A 23,002-nucleotide genomic window follows, 5' to 3' on the forward strand; every position below is an offset into this window, starting at 1 on the left:
TATTCGTTTTTATCGAGCCATTAAGCAGAAACAACCGATTACTCGCCATCGCATGAGCTGATTACACTCGGGGAAGTCCAAGTGTGGAGACTCATCTATGTCAAGCGTATTGAAACGATTTATGGCCATGGAATCGGCCAGTGGCATCCTGCTCATCCTGGCCGCTATCGGCGCCATCCTGATGGCCAACAGTGATTGGGCCAATCTCTACAGTGCCTTTCTCGATACCCGGGTCCAGGTGCGCATCAGTGCCCTGGACCTGGACAAGCCTTTACTGCTGTGGGTCAACGACGGCCTGATGGCGCTGTTTTTCCTGCTGATCGGCCTCGAGGTCAAGCGCGAACTGGTGGAAGGAGCCCTGTCCCGGCGTGAACAGGCGATATTTCCGGCCCTGGCCGCCTTGGGCGGCATGGTCTTCCCTGCGCTGTGGTTCCTGCTGTTCAATGCCGACAATCCGGTCACCCAAAACGGTTGGGCCATTCCCGCCGCCACCGACATCGCCTTCGCCCTGGGGGTGATGGCGCTGTTGGGCAAACGGGTGCCGCTCAGTCTCAAGATCTTCCTGTTGGCTCTGGCGATCATCGACGATCTGGGGGTGATCCTGATCATCGCCCTGTTCTACAGCCACGGCTTGTCGCTGCCGCCGCTGGGGATCGCCCTGATCGGGGTGATGGGGCTGATCTGGCTCAACCGCGCCCGGGTCGGCAGCCTGATGCCCTACCTGCTGCTGGGGTTGGTGGTCTGGGTGGCGGTGCTGAAGTCGGGCATTCATGCCACCCTGGCCGGCGTGCTGTTGGGCTTTCTGGTGCCGCTGTATGGTGCCGGCGGTTCACCTTCCAAGCGGCTGGAGCACGCCCTGCATCCCTGGTGTGCCTTCCTGATCCTGCCGCTGTTTGCCTTCGTCAACGCCGGGGTCTCGCTGCGCGGGCTGTCGCTGGGCGATCTGTCTTCCGCCCTGCCGTTGGGGGTGATGATGGGCCTGCTGGTGGGCAAGCCGATGGGTGTCTTTCTGATCAGCTGGCTGGCGGTCAAGCTGCGCATCGCCCAGCTGCCGGCGGGCGTTTGCTTCAGACAAATCTTTGCGGTGTCGGTGCTGTGCGGTATCGGTTTTACCATGTCCATCTTCATCACCTCCCTGGCCTTCAGCGGTCACGCGGAGCTGGCCAACCTGTCTCGCCTAGGCATTTTGCTGGGCTCGACCCTGGCGGCGCTGATCGGTTACACCATGCTGCACCTGGCCCTGCCTCGGGCCGAAAAGTCCCCGGTGTTGCAGGTGCAACGTATTTAAGCCGCTCCTGACCTGCAGCACAACATGAGCGGCCGGGTATTCAAACCGGCCGCTTTCATGATGACGGGGTTGCATCTATTGGAGACGGTGCTTTGTCTGCAACCAGCTGGAGCAGGCCCGGCTGCAACTCGGCTGCGAGCCAAGATCTTTGCCCAGAATGCGGCTGGCACGCCGCTTGGCATCGCTGTTTGAGTATACTTGTTAGTATTTTATCCTGATTTGTTGCCGTCCTCGCCATCAAATAAAAGCGCCTGTGGCCATTTGACAGATTTTTGTTTCTAAATAAAGATCTACTTAAGTTTAATATTTCAATCTTATCGGCATTGGTGAGTCGTTTTACGCTTTGGTTCGTTTTTCCCGAGGTGTTGATCAGAAAAAACCGATGGCTACCTCTGTAACAAACTGATTGCACTCGGGCCTGCACTTTGAGAAGGAGCTCGAATATGTCTCGTGTGCTTAAACGCTTTCTGGCCATGGAATCGGCCGGTGGGGTGTTGCTGATCATCGCCGCCCTGATCGCCATGCTGATGGCCAACACCGCGCTGGCCGGCCTCTATCAGGAATTACTCAATACGCGCATCCAGCTGCGTATCGGCGAGCTGGATCTGGACAAGCCCATGCTGCTGTGGGTGAACGACGGCATGATGGCGGTGTTCTTTTTGCTGGTGGGGCTCGAGGTCAAACGGGAGATGGTGGAGGGGGCGCTTTGCACCCGCGAAAAGGCCTTGTTCCCGGCGCTGGCCGCCATCGGCGGCATGCTGTTTCCCGCCCTCTGGTACATGCTGCTGAATCTCGGCGAACCGGCCAACCAGAGCGGCTGGGCCATTCCGACCGCCACCGACATCGCCTTTGCCCTGGGGGTGATGACGCTGCTGGGCAAGCGGGTACCGCTCAGTCTCAAGGTGTTTTTGCTGGCCCTGGCGATCATCGATGATCTGGGGGCCATCATTATTATCGCCCTGTTTTACAACCATGGCCTGGAGCTGACGGCGCTGGCGGCAGGCGGGCTGGGCATCGCCGGCCTGATGTGGCTGAACCGGGCCCGGGTGTGCAATCTGGTGCCCTATCTGGTGCTGGGCTGGATCGTCTGGGTGGCGGTGCTGAAGTCGGGTCTCCACGCCACCCTGGCCGGGGTGATACTGGGTTTCCTGATCCCGCTCTACGGCCACCGTTTCTCGCCGTCCAAGCAGCTGGAGCAGTTTCTCACTCCCTGGTGTGCCTTCATGGTATTGCCGCTGTTCGCCTTCGCGAATGCCGGCGTGTCATTGGAGGGACTGTCGTTCGCCGCTCTGTCCTCGCCCCTGCCCCTCGGCATCATGGCGGGTCTGCTGCTGGGCAAGCCCATGGGCATCTTTCTGTTCAGCTGGCTGGCGGTGCGCCTGGGCTACGCCCAGTTACCGGCTGGTGTCGGTTTTAGGCAGATCTTCGCGGTGTCGGTGTTGTGCGGCATCGGTTTCACCATGTCCATCTTCATCTCGTCACTGGCCTTCGCCGAACAGGCCCAGCTGGCCAACCTGGCCCGGCTCGGCATTCTGATGGGCTCCAGCATGTCGGCCGTTGCCGGCTACGTGATGCTTAAACTGGTGCTGCCGCAGCAGGCGCCGGAGCACGAGGAGCAGGCGCACACGCAGCCTGTCTAAGGCATTGTCGCCTGTCCCATGCCGGCCGGGTATTCAAACCCGGCCGCTTTCATTATGATGGGGCCTGTATCCATGGGAGATGGTGCTTTGTCACACCTGAATTACAACCACCTGTATTATTTCTGGATGACCCAGAAGAAGGGCTCGGTCACCAAGGCCGCCGAGGCGTTGTTCTTGACGCCGCAAACGGTCACCGGCCAGATCCGCCAGCTTGAACAGCGCCTGGGTGGCAAGCTGTTCAAACGCAAGGGGCGTCAGCTGGAGGCGAGCGAGCTGGGTCAGCTGGTGTTCCAGTACGCGGATCGGATGTTCAGCCTGTCCTACGAGATGCTGGATATTGTCAACTACCGCAAGGAAGATCACCTGGTATTCGAGGTAGGCATCGCCGACGCCCTGTCCAAACGCTTGGCCAGCCGGGTGCTGCTGTCGGTGATCCCCAACGACGGCTCCATCCACCTGCGTTGTTACGAGTCGACCCACGAGATGCTGTTGGAGCAGCTCAGTCAACACAAACTGGACATGATACTGTCCGACTGCCCGGTGGATTCGGCCCAGCACGCGGGGCTGCTGTCCAAGAAGCTGGGGGAATGCGACATCGGTTTCTACTGTCGTGAGCCGCTGCCGAGCAAGCCCTTTCCCGCCTGCCTGGAAGAGCGGCGGTTGCTGATCCCGGGCAGGCGCACCGCCATGGGCCGGCAGTTGCGGCACTGGCTGGAGGTGCAGGGGCTCAAGCCCCAGATCCTGGGCGAGTTCGACGATGCCGCCCTGATGAAGGCCTTCGGCTTTTTCAACCAGGGCATCTTCGTGGCGCCGGCCATCTACCGGGACGCCATACTGCAATACCAGCCGGTGGTGGAAATTGGTCGGGTGGAAGAGCTGAAGGAAGAGTATTATGTCATTTTCGCCGAGCGCATGATCCAGCACCCGGCGGTGAAGCGGCTGTGTGAGAGCGATTTTGCCTCGCTGTTTTCCGGGCTGGACGATTTTTCAGCGGTGACGCCGCCCGCCACCTTTGACAGTGAACTGAGTTGAGAATCGGAACCTGGGTACCATGACGGCATTGAATATCGAAGAGATGGAAGCCAACGCCAGCCAGGCGGTGAAGCTGCTCAAGGCCCTGGCCAACGAGCGGCGGCTGTTTATTTTGTGTCATTTGCTAGACCAGGAGCTGTCGGTCGGTGAGATGAACCAGCACCTGGGCCTGAGCCAGTCGGCCCTGTCCCAGCATCTGGCCATATTGCGCAACGACGATCTGGTGCAAACCAGGAAAGAGGCGCAAACCGTTTTTTATTCGTTGAAAAGCGAAGAGGTACGGGAAGTGATCGCCCTGCTGCACAAGCTTTACTGCCGTGAGGAAGAGTGACGAGACCAGTGTTCCGCCTCTCCCCGGCATTTCACCATCGAGCAAGCAACAAAAAACCGGCCTAAAGCCGGTTTTTTATCGCTTGGAACAAGTCTCGATTACAGAGCCTTGATCTGGGCGTTCAGGCGGCTCTTATGACGAGCAGCCTTGTTCTTGTGGATCAGGCCTTTGGTGGCCATGCGGTCCAGCAGGGGCTGAGCTGCGTCGAAGGCTTTCTGGGCGTTTGCCTTGTCACCGGTGGCGATGGCGGCAACTACTTTCTTGACGTAGGTGCGCACCATGGAGCGGCGGCTGGCGTTGTGCTTACGGCGTTTCTCTGCTTGAATCGCGCGTTTCTTAGCAGATTTAATGTTAGCCAAGGTAAAACTCCTAAAACTGTCTTAGCGAGTGTTCTTAAAAGGCCGAGGACTATGCCTTTTTCACCGCTGATTGTCAATTGATTTGTGCAAATAAACACCGCCCTGTGGTCAGGCACAGGGCGGGGGGTTAAACTGTCGCCCGGATTCTAGCAGCATTCCCCTGCGTTCAGCAATTTTCTTACCGTGAGGTTTTCATTTTGAGCAAGGCGCTTTTGCGATCGGGCATCGTTGTGTCCGCCATGACCCTGGTTTCCCGGGTGCTCGGCCTGGTCCGCGACGTGGTGATCGCCAACCTGATGGGGGCCGGAGCGGCGGCCGACGTCTTCTTCTTCGCCAACCGCATTCCCAACTTCCTGCGCCGGCTGTTCGCCGAGGGGGCCTTCAACCAGGCCTTCGTGCCGGTGATGACCGAATACAAGCAGACCCGCAGTTTCAAGGACACCCAGGATCTGCTGGCGGCGGTGTCCGGTACCCTGGGGCTGATCGTGACCGGGGTGACCCTGGCGGGGATGCTTGGCTCCGGTGCGGTCACCGCCCTGTTCGGCGCCGGCTGGTTCATGGAGTGGCTCAACGATGGCCCCGAGGCGCACAAGTTCGAGCTGGCTTCCCTGCTGCTGAAAATTACTTTCCCTTACCTGTGGTTCATCAGCTTCACCGCCATGGCCGGGGCCATCCTCAACACCTTCGGCAAGTTCGCGGTGTCCTCCTTCACCCCGGTGTTCCTCAACGTGGCGCTGATCGCGGCGGCGCTCTGGCTGTCGCCACGGCTGGCGCAGCCCGAACTGGGCCTGGCCATCGGCGTCTTTGCCGGTGGTCTTATCCAGTTCCTGTTCCAGTTTCCCTTTCTGGCCAGGCTGCACCTGCTGGTGCGACCGCGCTGGGCCTGGCATCACCCCGGCGTGGTCAGGATCCGTACCCTGATGATCCCGGCACTGTTCGGGGTATCGGTGAGCCAGGTCAACCTGCTGTTCGATACCATGCTGGCCTCCTTCCTGGCCACCGGCTCCATCAGTTATCTGTATTATTCGGACCGGCTGCTGGAGTTCCCCCTCGGGCTGTTCGGCATCGCCATCGCCACGGTGATCCTGCCGGCCCTCTCCAGTCGCCATGTGGATGACGCCAGGGATGGCTTTGCCGCCACCATGGATTGGGGCATCCGCATGGTGCTGCTGATGGGCTTTCCCGCCATGCTGGGGCTCATCGTACTGAGCGAGCCCATGCTGCGGGTGCTGTTTATGCGCGGTGAGTTTGGCATGGAGGAAGTGGCGGCGGCGGGCAAGAGCCTGGTGGCCTACGGCCTGGGGCTGCAGGCCTTTATGTTGATCAAGGTGTTGGCACCGGGCTACTACGCCCGCCAGGACACCCGTACCCCGGTGCGTTTCGGCATCATCGCCATGGTGGCCAACATGGTGTTCAACGCCATCCTGATCTTTCCTCTCGGTTACGTGGGCCTGGCCCTGGCCACAGCCTTGTCGGGCATGCTTAACGCCGGCCTGCTGGCCTGGGGCCTGCACCGGCGCGAGGTATACCGCCCCGGCCGCCAGACCGGCCTGTTCGCCCTCAAGGTGGCCGTGGCGGGGGCGGGCATGGCGGCGGCCCTCTGGTATCTGTCGCCGCCTCTGACGGTGTGGGTCGAGTGGAGCCTGGCCCGGAGCACCCTCCACCTGCTCGGCTACATAGCGGCGGGAGCTCTCGGCTACGGCGTGCTGCTTTGGCTGACCGGAGTACGGATTAAGCACTTCAAAACCGGGTAGCAAGGGCTGATCCTTAAGGCCGCCTGGGGTATAATCCGCCGATTTGCAGGGGCCGGCAGCGGGATCTATGGAGCTTATTCGCGGCATTCACAACATCAAACCGTGGCATCATGGTTGTGTACTGACCATCGGCAACTTTGATGGTGTGCATCTGGGGCACCAGGCGGTGTTGCGCCGCCTCACCGAACAGGCGCAGAGGCTCGGTGTGCCGTCCTGCGTCATGGTGTTCGAGCCCCAGCCGCAGGAGCTGTTTGCCGGGGCCGAGGCGCCGCCCCGGCTGACCCGGTTGCGGGAGAAGTACCTGCAACTGGCGCGGCTCGGCATCGATCGCCTGCTGTGCGTGCGCTTCAACGCCGCCTTCGCCGCCCAGTCGCCGGACGACTTCATCCGCGGCCTGCTGGTCGACAAGCTGGGAGTGCGTTTTTTGGTGGTGGGCGACGATTTCCGCTTCGGCCGTAACCGGGGCGGGGATTTCGAGCTGCTCACCCGGGCCGGCCGTGCCTTCGACTTCGAGGTGGTCAGCACCCAGAGCTGGCGGATGAACAGCCAGCGCGTCAGCAGCACCCTGATCCGCGAGGCCCTGGCGACGGGCCGGGTGGATGACGCCAACCAGATGCTGGGGCGGCCCTTCAGCCTGTACGGGCGGGTAGCCCATGGTAACAAGCTGGGGCGGACCATCGGTTTTCCCACCGCCAATGTGGCGCTCAAGCGCCAGGTGATACCGGTGTCCGGGGTCTATGTGGTGGAGTTGTTGCTCGGCGGTCGGCATTATCCCGGGGTGGCCAATATCGGCCACAAGCCCACCGTCAGCGGCACCCGTGCCCTGTTGGAAGTCCATCTGTTCGACTTTGCCGGCGATATCTACGGCAGGCAGGTGGAAGTCGAGCTCCGCCACAAATTGCGGAACGAACAAAAATTCGCATCCTTTGCACTGTTAAAGGAGCAGATTCAACGCGATGCCGCCGCCGCCCGCCAATGGCTGGGGCTGGCGCCATCAGAACCGAACGGAATGTAGGACTCATGAGCGACTATAAAAATACCCTGAATTTGCCCGAAACGGAGTTTCCCATGCGCGGCAACCTGGCTCAGCGCGAGCCGGAGATGCTCAAGCGCTGGCTCAAAGAGGACCTGTACGGTGCTGTTCGTCGTGCCAAGGCCGGCAACAAGCCCTTCATCCTCCACGACGGCCCTCCCTACGCCAACGGCAACATTCACATCGGTCACTCGGTCAACAAGATCCTGAAGGATATCATCGTCAAGTCCAAGGGCCTGCTGGGCTACGACTCCCCCTACATTCCCGGTTGGGACTGCCATGGCCTGCCCATCGAACTGAAGGTGGAAGGCAAGGTCGGCAAGCCCGGGGTCAAGGTCTCCGCCGCCGAATTCCGCGAAGCCTGCCGCGCCTACGCCAAGGAGCAGATAGCCGCGCAGAAGGCCGACTTCATCCGCCTGGGCGTGCTGGGTGACTGGGACAACCCCTATCTCACCATGAACTTTGACACCGAAGCCAACATCATCCGCTCGCTGGCCAAAATCATCGACAACGGCCACCTGCACAAGGGCTCCAAGCCGGTGCACTGGTGTACCGACTGCGGCTCCGCCCTGGCGGAAGCGGAAGTGGAATACGAAGACAAGCGTTCCCCGGCCATCGACGTGCGCTTCCAGGCGGTGGATGAGGCGGCTACCGTGGCCAGTTTCGACTGCGCCGACGGCCATGCCGGCCAGGGACCGGTGTCGGTGGTGATCTGGACCACCACCCCCTGGACCCTGCCCGCCAACCGGGCCGTGGCCCTGCACGCCGAACTCAACTATGCCCTGGTGCAGGTGGAGGGCGATACCCCCGAGCGGCTGATCCTGGCCGCCGATCTGGTCAAGGACGTGATGGACCGCGCCGGCATCGCCCATTACCACAACCTGGGCTATTGCCAGGGCGCTCAGCTTGAGCTCAAGCGCTTCCGTCATCCCTTCTACGGCTACGACGTACCCGTGGTGCTGGGCGAGCACGTCACCACCGACTCCGGTACCGGTGCAGTGCACACCGCCCCCGGCCACGGTCAGGAAGACTTTGTTGTGGGGCAGAAGTACGGCCTGGAAGTGGCCAACCCGGTGGGCGGCAACGGTGTCTACCTGCCCGACACCGAACTGTTCGCCGGCCAGCACGTGTTCAAGGCCAACGACGCCGTGGTGGAAGTGCTCAAGGAGCGTGGCGCCCTGCTGCACCACGAGGCCTACAACCACTCTTACCCGCACTGCTGGCGCCACAAGACCCCCATCATCTTCCGCGCCACGCCCCAGTGGTTTATCAGCATGGAGCAGGCCGGGCTGCGTGGTCAGGCGCTGCAAGAGATCCGCAAGGTGCAGTGGGTACCGGAGTGGGGCCAGAGCCGCATCGAGGCCATGGTGGAAAACCGCCCCGACTGGTGCATCTCCCGCCAGCGCACCTGGGGCGTGCCCATCGCCCTGTTCGTGCACAAGGACACCCAGGCCCTGCATCCCCGTGCCACCGAGCTGATGGAAGAGGTTGCCAAACGGGTCGAGCAGGCCGGCATCCAGGCCTGGTGGGATCTGGATCCCGCCGAGCTGTTGGGTGACGAGGCCGCTCAGTACGAGAAGGTGCTGGACACCCTGGACGTCTGGTTCGATTCCGGCTCCACCCACGCCTCGGTGGTGGACGTGCGGCCCGAGTTCCAGGGCCATCCTGCCGACATGTACCTGGAGGGGTCGGATCAGCACCGGGGCTGGTTCATGTCGTCGCTGATGATCTCCACCGCCATGAAGGGGCACGCCCCCTACCGCCAGGTGCTGACCCACGGCTTCACCGTGGACGGCCAGGGCCGCAAGATGTCCAAGTCCATCGGCAACGTGGTCAGCCCCCAGGAAGTGATGAACAAGCTGGGCGCCGACATACTGCGGCTGTGGGTGGCGAGCACCGACTACTCTGGCGAGATGACGGTGTCCGACGAGATCCTGAAGCGCAGTGCCGATGCCTACCGCCGGATCCGCAACACTGCCCGCTTCCTGCTGGCCAACCTGAACGGCTTCGACCCGGCCACCGACATGGTGGCGCCGGAAGAGATGGTGGTGATCGACCGCTGGGCGGTGGGTCGGGCCAAGGCCATCCAGCAGGACATCACCAAGGCCTATGACGAGTACAACTTCCACCTGGTGACCCAGAAGCTGATGCAGTTCTGCTCGGTGGAGATGGGCTCCTTCTACCTGGACGTGATCAAGGACCGGCAGTACACCGCCAAGGCCGACAGCCTGGCGCGCCGCTCCTGCCAGACCGCCCTCTACCACATCGTCGAGGCCCTGGTACGCTGGATGGCGCCGATCATGAGCTTTACCGCCGACGAGATCTGGGCCCTGTTGCCGGGCGAACGGGATCGCTTCGTGTTCACCCAGGAGTTCTATGACGGGCTGTTCGGCCTGGCCGAGGGTGAGCAGCTGAACGACGCTTTCTGGGCCGAGCTGCTCAAGGTGCGCCAGGCGGTGAACAAGGCGCTGGAAAACGCCCGCAACGACAAGGTGATCGGTGCCGCCCTGGAAGCCGAGCTGACCCTGTTCGCCGACGAAGCCCTGGCCAGCCGGCTGGCGGGGCTGGGCGACGAGCTGCGCTTCGTGATGCTCACCTCCAAGGCCCTGGTCAGGCCGCTGGCCGAGGCCGAGGGCGCGACCGACACCGAGCTGGCCGGGCTCCAGGTTCGGGTGGCCAAGAGCGGTGCCGCCAAGTGCGATCGCTGCTGGCACCATGTGGAGGACGTGGGCAGCCATGAGGGCCACGACGGTATCTGTGGCCGTTGCGTGTCCAACGTGGCCGGGGACGGCGAAACTCGCCGGTTTGCCTGATGAAGCCCTTGCTCGATACCGGCCTGCGTTGGTGGTGGCTGGCCGTGGTGGCCATGGTGCTGGATCAGGTCACCAAGTGGTTGACCGTGTCCTACCTGGACTACGGCTATCCGGGGGTGGAGCTCGCCCCCTTCTTCAACCTGGTGCACGTGTACAACCCGGGGGCGGCCTTCAGCTTCCTGGCGGACCAGGGCGGTTGGCAGCGCTGGTTCTTCGCCGGCCTGGCTTTCGCCGTGACCGTGCTGCTCAGTGTCTGGATGTACAAGGCACCCAGAAGCGCCCGCTGGCTGCCTGCGGCCTATGCGCTGATCATCGGCGGCGCCGTGGGCAACGTGATCGACCGCCTGGCCCTGGGTCACGTGGTGGATTTTCTCGACTTCTACGTGGGCAACTGGCACTGGCCCGCCTTCAACCTGGCCGACAGCTTCATCTTCGTCGGCGCCGCCATGATCATCATCGACAGTTTCAGGAAGGACAGCCCCCAATGAGCAAACAGATAGGTCCGAGCAGCGAGGTGCTGTTTCACTTCACCATCAAGCTGGAAGACGGCTCGGTGGCCGACAGCACCCAACTGCACGGCAAGCCCGCCAAGCTGCAGATGGGCGACGGCAGCCTGACCCCCAACTTCGAGGCCTGCCTGCTGGGGTTGAGCGAGGGTGACAAGTCCAGCTTCGAACTGGCGCCGGAGGACGCCTTCGGCCCGGTCAACCCGGACAACATCCACCATATGGAACGCAGCCGCTTCGCCGCCGACCTCGAGCTGGAGGAGGGCGCCATCCTCTCCTTCACCCAGCCCAACGGTGCCGAAATCCCCGGCATAGTGCGCGGGGTAGCCGGCGACTCGGTGACCGTGGATTTCAACCATCCCCTGGCCGGGCGCACCGTGATCTTCGAGGTGGAGATCCTGGCCGTGGAGCAATGCGGAGCCTGATATGGAGATATTACTCGCCAATCCGCGCGGCTTCTGTGCCGGCGTGGACAGGGCCATCAGCATAGTGCAGAGCGCCCTGGAAAAGTTCGGCGCGCCCATCTACGTGCGCCATGAAGTGGTACACAACCGCTATGTGGTGAACAAACTCAAGGACGCGGGCGCGGTGTTCGTGGACGAACTGGACCAGGTACCGGATGGCAATATCGTCATCTTCTCCGCCCACGGGGTGTCCAAGGCGGTGCGGGAAGAGGCGAAAAGCCGGGGACTCAAGGTGTTCGACGCCACCTGTCCGCTGGTGACCAAGGTGCATATGGAGGTGCACCGGGCCAGCAAGAAGGGGATAGAAACCATCCTGATCGGCCATGCCGGTCACCCGGAGGTGGAAGGCACCATGGGCCAGTACGAGAGCGCCGAGGGCGGCATGTACCTGGTGGAGTGCCCGGACGATGTGGCCCGCCTGGTGGTGAAGCACCCGGACAACCTCACCTTCGTGACCCAGACCACCCTGAGCGTGGACGAAACCTCGGACGTGATCGACGCCCTGCGTGCGCGCTTTCCCAACATAGAGGGGCCGCGCAAGGACGACATCTGCTACGCCACCCAGAACCGGCAGGACGCGGTACGGGAACTGGCCGTCAAGGTGGATCTGCTGCTGGTGGTGGGCTCACGCAATTCCTCCAATTCCAACCGGTTGCGCGAGCTGGCCGAGAAGATGGGCACCCGCGCCTATCTGATCGACTGCCTGGAGATGGTCGAGCCGGCCTGGCTCGAGGGGGCGGTTTGCATCGGCGTGACCGCCGGCGCCTCGGCCCCCGAGGTGCTGGTGCAGGAGGTGATCTCCCACCTGCAGTCCCTGGGCGGCAGCACAGTGGTGGAACATCCGGGGCGGGAAGAGAACATCGTGTTCGAGGTGCCCGCCGAGCTCAAGGTCAAACAGCTTTCCTGATTGCGTGTTGCGTGCCCCGCCATCCCGTTTGGGGGGCTTCAATAGCGGTTCGTGGCTCCGCCCGTGGGTGGAGCCGGCGTGGGTTGTCTGCCCCTATCGCCAGCATTCGGGCGGCGTCTTGTCGCTGTTCCGATCCAGGGTCAGTACGCTGCAGCCGGTATTCCCTTCTTTGTCGTTCTGTTGGCTGGAGCCGGGTAGTGCGGTGGCGGTAAGAACGTAGCCGCCGCCGGAGAGCGCTATGGTGAAGCCGTAATGATCGTGGTCGGTGGCGACGAGCAGGTCGGCGGCGGAGCTGGCGTAGGTCGGGTGGCTGATGCGCCATTCTTCTTGCCGCAGCTGCAGCCGATAGAGAGTCTGGATCGCCTCTATGCGCTTGCTCCTCGTCAGATAACCCGAAAACGAGGGATAGGCGATGGCCGTTATGATCGCCAGCACGGCCAGGGCGATCAGCAGCTCTATCAGGGTCATCCCCCTCTTTCTGTACATAAGGCCCTTCCTTGTCTAAACCTGTCCTGTGAAGCAAGCTTAAACCACACCGCGCCTTTTGCCGTAGCGCATCTCTGCATGCTGGGGGAAGCCGATGACACGAGCTCAGGCCGGTCTCACTCTGATTGAACTCATGGTCGGTATCGCCGCCTTGGCCGTGTTGCTGGTGGTGGCCGTACCCGGTTTCCAGGCGTTGCGCCAGCAGTATCTGGTGCGCAGTGCCGGCATGGCCGTCTATGCTGATTTGCAGCTGGCTCGGAGTGAGTCAATCAAGCGCAACGACGCCGTGACGGTATGCTTTTCCGGCATGGGCACCACCGACTGGCATTACCAGCTGCGGAGCTCGGTTGGTTGTTCCGGCGCGGTGCTGGAAAGCGTGAGCGGCCGGAGCTTCGCCGCCGTCAGGCTCACCGCCAGCTACGGTGCGGGCGCCCTGACCTTCAGGCCACGAAGAAACACCCTGGCATCCGGAAACGTCACCCTGTCTCACGGTCATTACGATATCAAGGTCATGACCTGGAACAACGGCATTATCCGTACTTGTTCGAACCATGAATTGATGGGGGTGCCCTCATGCTGAAGGGTGGGCTCCATGCGGGCATGGTTCTGGTGGAAATGCTGGTTTCTCTGGTGGCGGGGCTGACGGTGGTGGCCGGAGGCCTTTCGCTCTTCGCCTCGGTGATCATCGCCGGTAATGCCACTCTGATGTTGTCGCGCCTGAACCAGGAGGTACAGGCGGTAACCGATATGATCGCCCGGGATATCCAGCGGGCGGGATATCATCCGGCCAGCGCGGCAGAGCTGGCCGCTGGCACCCCCCCAAGCCTGTCGGTGGCCAGAAAATACATGTTTTCCACCTCGGCCGATCTCTATCAAGCCGCCGGAGAAACGGTAGCCGGCTGTATCAGGGTGAAATACTGGGATCCGGCCTCGGCATCGGGCAGCGGCAGTATCGTCAGAACCTACGGTTATGTTGCTTCCAGCAAGCAGCTGAGGGTCAGCACCCTTTACGCAGAGCCTGTTAACTCGGCTCTGGCCGGCAGTGACTGTACCGCCGGGGCCCAGCTGGTGTCCGGCACCGAGGTGGTGATCGACAGTCTGGGATTCGAGCCGCTCTCCGGGGCGGCGTCCAGCGGGGTACGGGCGGTGAGGATCAGGATTTCCGCTTCCCATGCCAGAAACCCGGCGTTGTCCATGAGCCTGGAGCGGCAGGTCAAAATAAGAAACGATGGCTACTAAACCGAATGGCACCCGGAGCCGCGGCTTTACCACCCTGGCGGTGACCCTGATACTGCTGTCGATACTGATGGCCGTGTCCGGCTTTATCGGCAAGGTGCTGATGTCCGACCGGCGTATTACCCTGAATGAAATCGAGTATCGCACGGCCATGGCGTCGGCCGAGCAAGGCATCGCCGAAGCGGTGGTCGCGTTGGCCGTCCATCCTGCCGCTCCCGCCGTTTCCGGCAGCATCATGACCTCGGCGGCCACTGGCCGCTATGAGGTGAGCATGGCGGCCAGCGGCGTGCCTCATGTCTCCGATATTCGCGCCAGCGTGAGCCTGGACAGCGGGACGGCGGCCACGATCAGCGTTCAGCTGGCGGAGCGGGGGATACTCAACCCGGACAACTCGGGACCTGCCGCCCCCTTGCTGGTTGCTGGCTCCATGACGGCCAACGGCACCATCACCATGGTGGCCAACCCCAACGGCGGCGGCCCCGGCGTGCCCGTTTCCATCTGGGCAAAGGGGGAAGTCCATCTCGGCGGCGGTGCCACGACCTGTGGTCTGGATGAATATCACAACGGAGGCTGCAACAGGGATAATGCTTACAGCCACAAAACGGGCAGCGAGAGTATGGTCGGCCCGGATATCGTCGCCAACGATCCCGTTTTTCCCGGTGATCTGGTGGAGTACGTGTTCGGGGAGCCGGATACCGCCGAAGGCTGGGCGAGGATCGAATCGCGGGCCACGGCCATCCTCAGCCGCTGCGACGACCCCGTGATCTCGGGTGGTGCCGGTATTTTTATTGTGGAAAAGGTTCCTAACTGCACCCTGGGCTCTATCGGCAGCCGCTCGGCACCCGTTGTACTCATCATCAAGGACAGCCATCTCACCATCAATGCCGACAGCCGGCTTTACGGACTGGTGTTTGCCCATGACTCCAATCCGTCGGATATGAATGAGTACGCGATAAAAATCAACGGCGGTGCCGAGTTGTTCGGCACCATGCTGGCCAATCACAGCAACCTGGACCTGGCCAACGGCAATTATACGGCCATCTACGATCCAGCAGTGCTTTGCAAGATCAGACGCTGTGACGGCTCCGGGCCGGGCGGGAGTCCCTTCGTGACCGTCGGCTATGTGCCGGGCAGCTGGAAGGATTGGGAGTAGGCAATGAAAAATCAGTTTGGGTTCGGCCTTATCGAGGTGGTGATCGCCTTTGTCCTGGTGGCGGTCTCGGCAGGGAGCCTGCTGCAATTGCACAAGGTTTACCTGGAATACAGCCGGGATGGCCGTTATCGGGAGGTGGCATTGCGCCTGGCCGAGTCCAAGCTCGATGCACTGAGGGTGGCGAGCAGCGTCGATTACCAGGCCATATCCGGCAGTCCGTCTCCTGAAACGGTCTTGGTGGATGAGATGGCGTACGCCCTCGAGTGGACCGTGTCCGACTATGGCTGGAGCGGCGGCGCCTGGGTGACGCCGGCACCGCCGGGCAGGGCCGTCGGAAAGAAGGAGGTCGGCATCGCCGTATCCTGGCAGGATGGCGAGGAAGCGGAAACGTTGTTTATCGAGTCGACACTGACGCCGAACACGTCGTTCAGCCGCGGTCCCTTTGGTACGGGAGCAGACAAGGTGGGGCTGGGGGTGGGCGGTCCCGGCTTGGTGCATGCGCCAGGCGCTCGGCCGAACACCCTCGCTATTGAGCTGGGAGATGGTCTGCTGCGGGAAACCAGCCAGCCACTGTCGCAAGTGACCCGGCAAGGTGACAGGGAAAGCGGCAGGGTCAGCATCAGCACTGTGGTCTACGACGATGCCCATATCAAACAGCAGCAACAGGATCTGGTTTCTGTTTCCTGTCTTTGCAGCCTGACCAGCAGCGACAATGCCAGACTGCCTGCCGTCCGGTTCCTGTCGGGAGCGCGGCCCGACTGGTGGTACGGTGGCACGGCAAACAAACCGAGAGGCGTGGCGGCCAACCACCAGGATCCCCTCTGCGGACGCTGCTGTGCCCATCATGTCGATGGTGACGCCAATGAATTCGGTCACTGGTACGATCTTTTCAAATGGCAGGCCGGCGATGGTCCCCATGGACATTATGGCGGCGAACCCGGTAACTGGACCCGGGCCCTGTCGGTCGGAAGCAGTTACTGGGAGGCCTGCCGGCTGGTGCGCATCGACGGTTTCCATGAAATAGCCAACGACTGGAACCTGGTCGCCTTCAATGTCTTCGATACCCAACTGCTGCTGGAACCGGAGGGACTGGCCGCCTACCAGCGCTATGTAAAAACGGTGGTGGAAGAATACATCCGCAGCCAGGTAAACGATGGGCATCGCTTCGATGCCGCCAGTTATTATGTTCCACCCTCTTTCTCTTCTTTTCTGTCGGAAGACGGGGAGGCGGCCCGATTAGACCTTGCTCCCGGCCCCAGGCAACTGACGGCCCGGGGCATCTATGTGGACATGGTCTCTCCCGACTATCGCGCCGCCCTGCTGAATGGGGTGATGGACGGCAACGCGGAGGCAACGCCGGATAATCTGCTGCAGTATGCGCCCTTCTATGAGGTCAACCTGACGCTGTTGGCGGACTGGCATTCAAACAGCGACACGATAGTTTCCGTCACCAGCGAGCCGGTGCAGACCCGGGTGAACTCCAGCCAGAGCCGCTACGGCGTCTACAGCCGGGGGCTGGTGGAAGGTCGGCAGGTGGGGGAAACGGCGACGATAACGGCGACCATCAGGCGCGGCAATAGTGGCATGACCGCCTTCAGGCCGCTTTCGGCATTTGAAGAAAGCGATCTGTTGAGTTCCAGCCTGGCGGTGACCGTGCTGAACATGGATGGCCAGTCCAGCGTTTCCGGCCAGATCACGTGCATTACCTATAGGGTCACGGGCCAGAACACCAAGGAAGAAAAATGCAGTGACGCCCAGTTCGGCCATATTACCGTTTCGATAAATGGCAACCCATGCGGAAAAACCGCCGCCGGTCAGGGCGGTAACCAGGCCATCCGCTACGTCTGTCATGTTGCCCCCGGCGATACGGCAACCCTGACGGCCAATGCCCCTCCGGATGCCGGCTACGTCGTTATTCCGCCTCCTCCAGCCCCGGCGGAAACCAATGCCTGGACGGTTGAGGTGCCGGATGGTGCCCCCGGCAGCGTGGCCGGCGGCTGTCTCCTGGTGGTGGTCGCCAGGCCGGAGTCGGTCGCCAGCCCTGCCAGTTGCGAAACCTGACCTTGATGGGACCTGACAAGCCCCTCTTCTTTCTTTACTATGCAACTATCAGGATCCAACCACGAACAGACCCATGTCCCAACACCTTACCCTGGCCCTGGCGCAGCTCAACCTGACCGTGGGTGCCATCGAAGCCAATACCGATGCCATGCTGGCCGCCGCCGAACGGGCGGCGGAGCAGGGGGCCGAACTGGTGCTTTTCCCCGAGTTGGCCATTACCGGCTATCCGCCGGAAGACCTGTTGCTGCGCAACGACCTCTACCAGAGGGTGGACGCGGCCCTCGCCCGGCTGGCGGCGGCCAGCCTTCACACCGCCCTGGTAGTGGGGCATCCCTGGCGGGAAGGCGGCAAGCTCTACAACGCCGCGTCCTTCTTCTGTCAGGGGAAACTGGCCGGGCGCTATTTCAAGCAACTGCTGCCCAACTACGGTGTCTTCGATGAAAAACGCTATTTCAGTGCCGGCAGTGAGTCCTGCGTGGTCGATTTCAAGGGCCACAAGCTTGGTTTGCTGATCTGCGAGGACGTCTGGGAGTCGGCGCCCATGGCCAATGCCAAGGCCGCCGGCGCCGAACTGGTTTTGAGTCTCAACGCCTCGCCTTATCACAGGGGCAAGGCCTGGATCCGCGAGAGCCTGTTGGCCCGGCGCAGTCGCGATAACCGCTTGCCCCTGCTGTACCTGAATCTGGTGGGCGGTCAGGATGAACTGGTGTTCGACGGCCGTTCCAAGGTATTCAACGCCGCCGGCGAGCTGATCCAGAGCCTGGTCGCCTTCGAGGAACAACTGGCCCTGGTGCGACTGGCCGACAAGGCGCCGGTGGCGGCCGAGATACAGCCCACGCTGGCGCCGCTGGCCGAAGTGTACCGGGCGCTGGTGCTGGCCACCCGAGACTACGTCAACAAGAATGGTTTCAACGGCGCCGTGCTGGGCCTGTCCGGCGGCATCGACTCGGCCCTGACCCTGGCCATCGCCGTGGATGCCCTGGGCAAGGACAAGGTGCAGGCGGTGATGATGCCGTTCCGCTACACCGCTTCCATGAGCGTGGAAGACGCGGAGGAAGAAGCCCAGCGCCTGGGCGTGGAGTTCGACATCGTTTCCATCGAGCCCATGTTCGATGCCTTCATGGGCCAGCTGGCGCCCCTGTTCGAGGGCACCGAGCGCGACACCACCGAGGAGAACCTGCAGGCCCGCGCCCGCGGCGTGCTGTTGATGGCCATTTCCAACAAGCGCCGTCGCCTGGTGTTGACCACCGGCAACAAGAGCGAGGTGGCGGTGGGTTACTGCACCCTCTACGGCGACATGGTGGGCGGTTTCGCGCCGATCAAGGACGTGCCCAAGACGCTGGTGTTCGAACTGGCCAAATACCGCAATTCCCTGGGCTATGTGATCCCCCAGCGGGTCATCGACCGGCCTCCTTCCGCCGAGCTGGCGCCGGATCAGCTCGACCAGGACAGCTTGCCCCCGTATGATGTGCTGGATGCCATCCTCGAAGCCTATGTCGAGCAGGACAAGTCCCTGGATGAATTGCTGGCCGCCGGTTTCAATGAGGCCGATGTACGCCGGGTGATTAAGCTCGTGGATATCAACGAATACAAACGCCGCCAGAGCGCGGTGGGGCCGCGGATCACCCCGCGCAACTTCGGCAAGGACCGGCGTTACCCCATCACCTCCGGGTTTGGCAAAATAAATTGGTAAGGAGCCACCGATGAAGAAGATCGAAGCCATCATCAAACCCTTCAAGCTGGACGACGTGCGCGAAGCCCTGGCCGAGCGCGGCATCACCGGTATGACGGTGTCCGAAGTCAAGGGGTTTGGCCGCCAGAAGGGGCATACCGAACTGTATCGCGGCGCCGAATACATGGTGGACTTTTTGCCCAAGGTCAAGCTGGAGCTGGTGGTGCAGGACGATCTGGTCGAATCCTGTATCGAGGCCATCGAAACCACCGCCCGCACCGGCAAGATCGGCGACGGCAAGATTTTCGTGTTCGATGTGGGCCAGGTGATCCGCATCCGCACCGGCGAGCAGAACGAAGAAGCGGTCTGAGCGGCAGGGGGGGAGCAGTCCCGAGTGGCCAATCCCCGGTCCCCGGTTTTATCCGCCCGGCTTTTTTGCCACAATCGCCCTTAATTGACTTTATCGAGGAATACTCCATGCCACTGCTGGACAGTTTTACCGTCGACCATACCCGTATGGAGGCCCCGGCGGTGCGGGTCGCCAAGACCATGGCGACTCCCCACAACGACACCATCACCGTGTTTGATCTGCGTTTCTGCCTGCCGAACAAGGAAATCCTGTCGGAGAAGGGCATCCACACCCTGGAGCACCTGTTTGCCGGCTTCATGCGCAACCACCTCAACGGCGAGGGAGTAGAGATCATCGATATCTCCCCCATGGGCTGCCGCACCGGTTTCTACATGAGCCTGGTCGGCGCGCCGGACGAGCAACGGGTGGCCGACGCCTGGAAGGCGGCGATGGAAGATGTGCTCAGGGTGGAGGATCAGTCCCAGATCCCCGAACTGAATGAGTACCAGTGCGGTACCTATGTGATGCACTCCCTGGACGAGGCCAAGCTCATCGCCCGCAACATCATCGAGCGCGGCATCGGCATCAACAGCAATCAGGCGCTCCAACTACCGGAAGCCATGCTGAAAAACCTCTAAGTCTCCGGCTTCCCCAAGCGGCAAGGCGTCCGGCCCGAGCAAGCACTGGCTTAACCGGGTGCCCTGTCACTCTTTATTCTTTCTCTGCTGATATACTTCCCTTATTGCAGTGCTCAAATGGACCACTTTATGTCACAACACCAAGACCCTTTCCTTCAACGGGAAGCCGAAAAATACGATAACCCCATTCCCAGCCGGGAGTTTATCCTTGAGCACATCAAGGCCCGGCAGACGCCGGTCTCCCGGGACGACCTCTTTGCCGAGCTGGCCCTCGAAGGCGAGGAGCAGGCCGAGGCCCTGCGCCGCCGCCTGCGCGCCATGGAGCGGGATGGCCAGCTGGTGTTTACCCGCAACCAGTGCTACGCCCTGCCCGACAAGCTCAATCTGGTAAAGGGCCATGTCATCGGCCACCGGGAAGGCTTCGGCTTCGTTCGTCCCGACGACGGCGGTGGCGATCTCTTCCTGGCCCAGCGGGAAATGGATGCCTTGATGCACGGCGACTACGTGCTGGTGCAGCCCCTGCGCTTCGATGCCAAGGGCCGACGCGAGGCCCGTCTGGTGCGCCTGCTCCAGTCCCGCGACCTGAACGTGGTGGGGCGCTATTTCGTGGAGCAGGGGGTCAGCTACGTGGTGCCGGACGACAGCCGCATCGCCCAGGACATCCTCATTCCCCAGGGCGAGACCATGGGCGCACGCATGGGCCAGGTGGTGGTGATCGCCATTACCCAGCGGCCTACCCGGCGCATGACCGGCATCGGCAAGGTGACCGAGGTACTGGGTGAGACCATGGATCCGGGCATGGAGATCGAGATCGCCCTGCGCAGCCACGGTATTCCCCATGTCTGGCCGGAAGAAGTGAAACAGGAGATCGCCAAGCTGACCGAACAGGTGCCGGAAGAGGCCAAAAAGGGCCGCAAGGATCTGCGCGACCTGCCCCTGGTGACCATCGACGGGGAAGATGCCCGCGACTTCGACGACGCCGTCTTCTGCCAGCCCAAGCGTTCCGGCGGCTGGCGGCTGTGGGTGGCCATCGCCGACGTGTCCTACTATGTGCGTCCAGGGACCGCCCTCGACAGCGAAGCCTACCAGCGGGGCAACTCGGTGTACTTCCCCGAGCAGGTGATCCCCATGTTGCCCGAGGTGCTGTCCAACGGCCTGTGCTCGCTCAATCCCCAGGTCGATCGCCTGTGCATGGTGGCGGAGATGACGGTCTCCGCCACCGGCAAGCTGTCCGGCTTCAAGTTCTACGAGGCGGTGATGAACTCCCATGCCCGTCTGACCTATACCAAGGTGGCCGCCATCCTGGAAGGGGACGAGGGCCTGCGCGAACGTTACTCGCCCCTGGTGCCCCATCTGGAAGAGCTGAACCGGCTCTATCAGGCGATGAAGGAGGCCCGCCACCAGCGCGGGGCGGTGGAATTCGAGAGCGAGGAAACCCGCTTCGTGTTCAACCCCCAGCGCAAGATAGAGCGCATCGTGCCCCTGGTGCGCAACGATGCCCACAAGATCATCGAAGAGTGCATGATCATGGCCAACGTGGCCGCTGCCCGCTTTATCGAGAAGCAGGACGCCCACGCCCTGTTCCGGGTGCACGACAAGCCGGGCGAGGAAAAGCTCACCGGCTTCCGCAGCTTCCTCGGCGAGCTGGGGCTGGAGCTCAAGGGCGGGCTGGAGCCGCAGCCTGCGGACTACGCCCTGCTGGCCGAGCAGATCAAGGACAGGCCGGACGCGGAGCTTATCCAGACCATGCTGCTGCGCTCCATGAAGCAGGCGGTCTACCAGGCCGACAACATGGGCCACTTCGGCCTGGCGCTGAAGTCCTACGCCCACTTCACCTCGCCCATCCGCCGCTACCCGGATCTGGTGTTGCACCGGTCTATCAAGTTCCAGCTGGCCAGGCTGCAGGGCAACCCCAGCGGCAAGTGGACGCCCACCGGCGGCATCCACTACCAGTACGACGAAGTGGCGCCCATGGGTGAGCACTGCTCCCTGACCGAGCGGAGGGCCGACGACGCCACCCGCGACGTGGCCGACTGGCTCAAGTGCGAATACATGCTCGATCATGTGGGCAGCGAGTTCGGCGGCACCATCGCCAATGTCACCGGCTTCGGTTTCTTCGTGCGCCTGGACGAGATCCATATCGACGGCCTGGTGCATATCTCCAGCCTGCAGAACGACTACTACCAGTTCGATCCGGCCCGCCAGATGCTCATCGGCGAGACCTTCCGCCGCCGCTACCGCCTGGGCGACAAGGTCAAGGTCAAGGTGATGGCGGTGAACCTGGACGATCGCAAGATCGATTTCGAGCTGGTGGAAGATGCGTTGTCCACCGGGGCCAAAACCGGCAAGGGTGCGAAAAACCTCAAGTCACGCCAGCGGGCCAAGCCCAAGAGCGGCGACAAGGGAGAAAAAGGCGAAAAGTCCCGCTCCCGCAACAAAAAACGCCGTTGATCGAGTCAGAGAGCGGGAACTGGGGGGAATAGCGCCGCCTCAGTCCACGCTCTCCAATCCCTAATCCGAGAATTTACATGAGTAGTGAACTGATTTTCGGCATCCACGCCCTGGATGCCGCGTTGGAATCCCATCCCGAACACATCCTCGAAGTCTGGCTGCTGAAAGGCCGAGAGGATGCCCGCTTGCAGGGGCTGCAGAGCCGTTTGCAGGCGGTGGGGGTCAAGGTCCAGTTCGCCAGCCGCCAGACCCTGGACGGCAAGGCGGAGGGGCACCAGCACCAGGGGGTGGTGGCCCGGGTCAAGGCGCAGCCGGCCCTGAACGAGGCGGATCTGGACGCCCTACTCGACAGCCAGCCCAATCCCCTGCTGCTGGTGCTGGACGGCGTCACCGATCCCCACAACCTGGGCGCCTGCCTGCGCACCGCCGATGCCGCCGGGGTGCACGGCGTCATCGTGCCCAAGGACAAGTCCGCCGGCCTGACGCCGGTGGCGCGCAAGGTGGCCTGCGGCGCCGCCGAAACGGTGCCGCTGTTCCAGGTGACCAACCTGTCTCGCACCCTGCGCAGCCTGCAGGGCAGGGGGGTCTGGGTGCTGGGCACCGCCGGCGAGGCGGACCACAGTCTGTACCAGGCCAAACTGACCGGGGCCCTGGCGCTGGTGATGGGCGCCGAGGGCAAGGGCATGCGCCGGCTGACCCGGGAGCACTGCGACGAACTGGTGAGCATCCCCATGGCGGGGTCGGTGTCCAGCCTGAATGTATCGGTGGCCACCGGCATCTGTCTGTTCGAGATGGTGCGCCAGCGCTCCCTATGATGGACGGAGAAGGT

The 23,002-nt window shown here is 62.4% G+C and carries 21 protein-coding genes; 19 read left to right on the plus strand and 2 right to left on the minus strand.

From position 1 onward, the window contains the following. The first annotated feature begins 97 nt into the window (after positions 1–97). The 4 genes from nhaA (ACT7DK_RS03680) (at position 98) to ACT7DK_RS03695 (ending at position 4,291) form a co-directional block, all read left to right on the plus strand. Positions 98–1,288: a Na+/H+ antiporter NhaA gene (nhaA, locus tag ACT7DK_RS03680; RefSeq protein ID WP_445396446.1), complete on the plus strand. Its 1,191-nt coding sequence runs from the start codon at positions 98–100 to the stop codon at positions 1,286–1,288. 443 nt (positions 1,289–1,731) lie between these two features. Next, complete coding sequence (gene nhaA, locus ACT7DK_RS03685; protein ID WP_445396448.1) at positions 1,732–2,928, plus strand: Na+/H+ antiporter NhaA; 1,197 nt, start codon at positions 1,732–1,734, stop codon at positions 2,926–2,928. An 87-nt stretch (positions 2,929–3,015) separates the two neighbouring features. Next, positions 3,016–3,960 (plus strand): transcriptional activator NhaR, encoded by a 945-nt coding sequence (gene nhaR / locus ACT7DK_RS03690; RefSeq protein ID WP_445396450.1) that lies wholly within the window; start codon positions 3,016–3,018, stop codon positions 3,958–3,960. A gap of 28 nt (positions 3,961–3,988) precedes the next feature. Beyond that, positions 3,989–4,291 (plus strand): ArsR/SmtB family transcription factor, encoded by a 303-nt coding sequence (locus tag ACT7DK_RS03695; protein ID WP_445402265.1) that lies wholly within the window; start codon positions 3,989–3,991, stop codon positions 4,289–4,291. A 98-nt stretch (positions 4,292–4,389) separates the two neighbouring features. On the opposite strand, the gene rpsT is transcribed toward ACT7DK_RS03695, so the two are convergent. Beyond that, the gene (rpsT, locus tag ACT7DK_RS03700) at positions 4,390–4,650 is read right to left on the minus strand and encodes a 30S ribosomal protein S20 (protein ID WP_106454074.1); all 261 of its coding nucleotides are present in this window, start codon (positions 4,648–4,650) and stop codon (positions 4,390–4,392) included. A gap of 197 nt (positions 4,651–4,847) precedes the next feature. On the opposite strand from rpsT, the gene murJ reads away from it, so the two are divergent. The 6 genes from murJ to ispH all read left to right on the plus strand — a co-directional run bounded on the left by murJ (position 4,848) and on the right by ispH (position 12,127). After that, entirely contained in the window at positions 4,848–6,404 is a 1,557-nt protein-coding gene (gene murJ / locus ACT7DK_RS03705) for a murein biosynthesis integral membrane protein MurJ (RefSeq protein WP_445396453.1), read from the plus strand. A 67-nt stretch (positions 6,405–6,471) separates the two neighbouring features. Further along, entirely contained in the window at positions 6,472–7,419 is a 948-nt protein-coding gene (gene ribF, locus ACT7DK_RS03710) for a bifunctional riboflavin kinase/FAD synthetase (protein ID WP_445396455.1), read from the plus strand. Positions 7,420–7,424: 5 nt separating this feature from the next. Continuing rightward, positions 7,425–10,250: an isoleucine--tRNA ligase gene (ileS, locus tag ACT7DK_RS03715; RefSeq protein ID WP_445396457.1), complete on the plus strand. Its 2,826-nt coding sequence runs from the start codon at positions 7,425–7,427 to the stop codon at positions 10,248–10,250. Further along, a complete protein-coding gene (gene lspA / locus ACT7DK_RS03720; protein ID WP_445396460.1) occupies positions 10,250–10,738 on the plus strand; it encodes a signal peptidase II in 489 nt (162 codons plus the stop codon). The genes ileS and lspA overlap by 1 nt, the downstream gene beginning before the upstream one ends. After that, a complete protein-coding gene (fkpB, locus tag ACT7DK_RS03725) occupies positions 10,735–11,181 on the plus strand; it encodes an FKBP-type peptidyl-prolyl cis-trans isomerase (protein WP_445396462.1) in 447 nt (148 codons plus the stop codon). Before lspA ends, fkpB begins: the two co-directional genes overlap by 4 nt. 1 nt (position 11,182) lies before the next feature. Next, a complete protein-coding gene (gene ispH, locus ACT7DK_RS03730; protein ID WP_445396464.1) occupies positions 11,183–12,127 on the plus strand; it encodes a 4-hydroxy-3-methylbut-2-enyl diphosphate reductase in 945 nt (314 codons plus the stop codon). Between the two features lie 93 nt (positions 12,128–12,220). Here the strand turns inward: ispH and ACT7DK_RS03735 are convergent, their stop codons facing one another. Continuing rightward, the gene (locus ACT7DK_RS03735; protein WP_445396466.1) at positions 12,221–12,613 is read right to left on the minus strand and encodes a type IV pilin protein; all 393 of its coding nucleotides are present in this window, start codon (positions 12,611–12,613) and stop codon (positions 12,221–12,223) included. A 94-nt stretch (positions 12,614–12,707) separates the two neighbouring features. Here ACT7DK_RS03735 and ACT7DK_RS03740 point away from each other — a divergent pair, with 94 nt between their 5' ends. From ACT7DK_RS03740 to rlmB, 9 genes are all read left to right on the plus strand, one after another. After that, positions 12,708–13,193: a GspH/FimT family pseudopilin gene (locus ACT7DK_RS03740; RefSeq protein WP_445396468.1), complete on the plus strand. Its 486-nt coding sequence runs from the start codon at positions 12,708–12,710 to the stop codon at positions 13,191–13,193. Further along, a complete protein-coding gene (locus ACT7DK_RS03745; RefSeq protein ID WP_445396470.1) occupies positions 13,187–13,852 on the plus strand; it encodes a PilW family protein in 666 nt (221 codons plus the stop codon). The genes ACT7DK_RS03740 and ACT7DK_RS03745 overlap by 7 nt, the downstream gene beginning before the upstream one ends. Next, complete coding sequence (locus ACT7DK_RS03750) at positions 13,842–15,002, plus strand: pilus assembly PilX N-terminal domain-containing protein (RefSeq protein ID WP_445396472.1); 1,161 nt, start codon at positions 13,842–13,844, stop codon at positions 15,000–15,002. Before ACT7DK_RS03745 ends, ACT7DK_RS03750 begins: the two co-directional genes overlap by 11 nt. 3 nt (positions 15,003–15,005) lie before the next feature. Continuing rightward, complete coding sequence (locus tag ACT7DK_RS03755) at positions 15,006–17,063, plus strand: type IV pilus modification PilV family protein (protein WP_445396474.1); 2,058 nt, start codon at positions 15,006–15,008, stop codon at positions 17,061–17,063. Between the two features lie 73 nt (positions 17,064–17,136). Beyond that, positions 17,137–18,756, plus strand: a complete 1,620-nt coding sequence (locus tag ACT7DK_RS03760) for an NAD+ synthase (protein WP_445396476.1) — start codon at positions 17,137–17,139, stop codon at positions 18,754–18,756. A gap of 10 nt (positions 18,757–18,766) precedes the next feature. Then, positions 18,767–19,105, plus strand: coding sequence for a nitrogen regulatory protein P-II (gene glnB / locus ACT7DK_RS03765; RefSeq protein WP_094039138.1), 339 nt, complete (start codon positions 18,767–18,769; stop codon positions 19,103–19,105). A 107-nt stretch (positions 19,106–19,212) separates the two neighbouring features. After that, positions 19,213–19,722, plus strand: coding sequence for an S-ribosylhomocysteine lyase (gene luxS, locus ACT7DK_RS03770; protein ID WP_445396479.1), 510 nt, complete (start codon positions 19,213–19,215; stop codon positions 19,720–19,722). Between the two features lie 129 nt (positions 19,723–19,851). Further along, positions 19,852–22,173, plus strand: coding sequence for a ribonuclease R (gene rnr / locus ACT7DK_RS03775; protein ID WP_445396481.1), 2,322 nt, complete (start codon positions 19,852–19,854; stop codon positions 22,171–22,173). Positions 22,174–22,250: 77 nt separating this feature from the next. Next, complete coding sequence (gene rlmB, locus ACT7DK_RS03780; protein WP_445396483.1) at positions 22,251–22,988, plus strand: 23S rRNA (guanosine(2251)-2'-O)-methyltransferase RlmB; 738 nt, start codon at positions 22,251–22,253, stop codon at positions 22,986–22,988. The last annotated feature ends 14 nt before the right edge of the window (positions 22,989–23,002 follow it).

The organism is Zobellella sp. An-6, from assembly GCF_052487945.1.

Coding starts and splice junctions, on each gene's coding strand:
- rnr (WP_445396481.1), top strand. CDS start 19,852: ATGTCACAACACCAAGACCCTTTCCTTCAACGGGAAGCCGAAAAATAC.
- ACT7DK_RS03745 (WP_445396470.1), top strand. CDS start 13,187: ATGCTGAAGGGTGGGCTCCATGCGGGCATGGTTCTGGTGGAAATGCTG.
- ACT7DK_RS03755 (WP_445396474.1), top strand. CDS start 15,006: ATGAAAAATCAGTTTGGGTTCGGCCTTATCGAGGTGGTGATCGCCTTT.
- ispH (WP_445396464.1), top strand. CDS start 11,183: ATGGAGATATTACTCGCCAATCCGCGCGGCTTCTGTGCCGGCGTGGAC.
- ACT7DK_RS03750 (WP_445396472.1), top strand. CDS start 13,842: ATGGCTACTAAACCGAATGGCACCCGGAGCCGCGGCTTTACCACCCTG.
- ribF (WP_445396455.1), top strand. CDS start 6,472: ATGGAGCTTATTCGCGGCATTCACAACATCAAACCGTGGCATCATGGT.
- ACT7DK_RS03740 (WP_445396468.1), top strand. CDS start 12,708: ATGACACGAGCTCAGGCCGGTCTCACTCTGATTGAACTCATGGTCGGT.
- rlmB (WP_445396483.1), top strand. CDS start 22,251: ATGAGTAGTGAACTGATTTTCGGCATCCACGCCCTGGATGCCGCGTTG.
- ACT7DK_RS03735 (WP_445396466.1), bottom strand. CDS start 12,613: ATGTACAGAAAGAGGGGGATGACCCTGATAGAGCTGCTGATCGCCCTG.
- luxS (WP_445396479.1), top strand. CDS start 19,213: ATGCCACTGCTGGACAGTTTTACCGTCGACCATACCCGTATGGAGGCC.
- fkpB (WP_445396462.1), top strand. CDS start 10,735: ATGAGCAAACAGATAGGTCCGAGCAGCGAGGTGCTGTTTCACTTCACC.
- nhaA (WP_445396446.1), top strand. CDS start 98: ATGTCAAGCGTATTGAAACGATTTATGGCCATGGAATCGGCCAGTGGC.
- nhaA (WP_445396448.1), top strand. CDS start 1,732: ATGTCTCGTGTGCTTAAACGCTTTCTGGCCATGGAATCGGCCGGTGGG.
- ACT7DK_RS03760 (WP_445396476.1), top strand. CDS start 17,137: ATGTCCCAACACCTTACCCTGGCCCTGGCGCAGCTCAACCTGACCGTG.
- lspA (WP_445396460.1), top strand. CDS start 10,250: ATGAAGCCCTTGCTCGATACCGGCCTGCGTTGGTGGTGGCTGGCCGTG.
- ileS (WP_445396457.1), top strand. CDS start 7,425: ATGAGCGACTATAAAAATACCCTGAATTTGCCCGAAACGGAGTTTCCC.
- glnB (WP_094039138.1), top strand. CDS start 18,767: ATGAAGAAGATCGAAGCCATCATCAAACCCTTCAAGCTGGACGACGTG.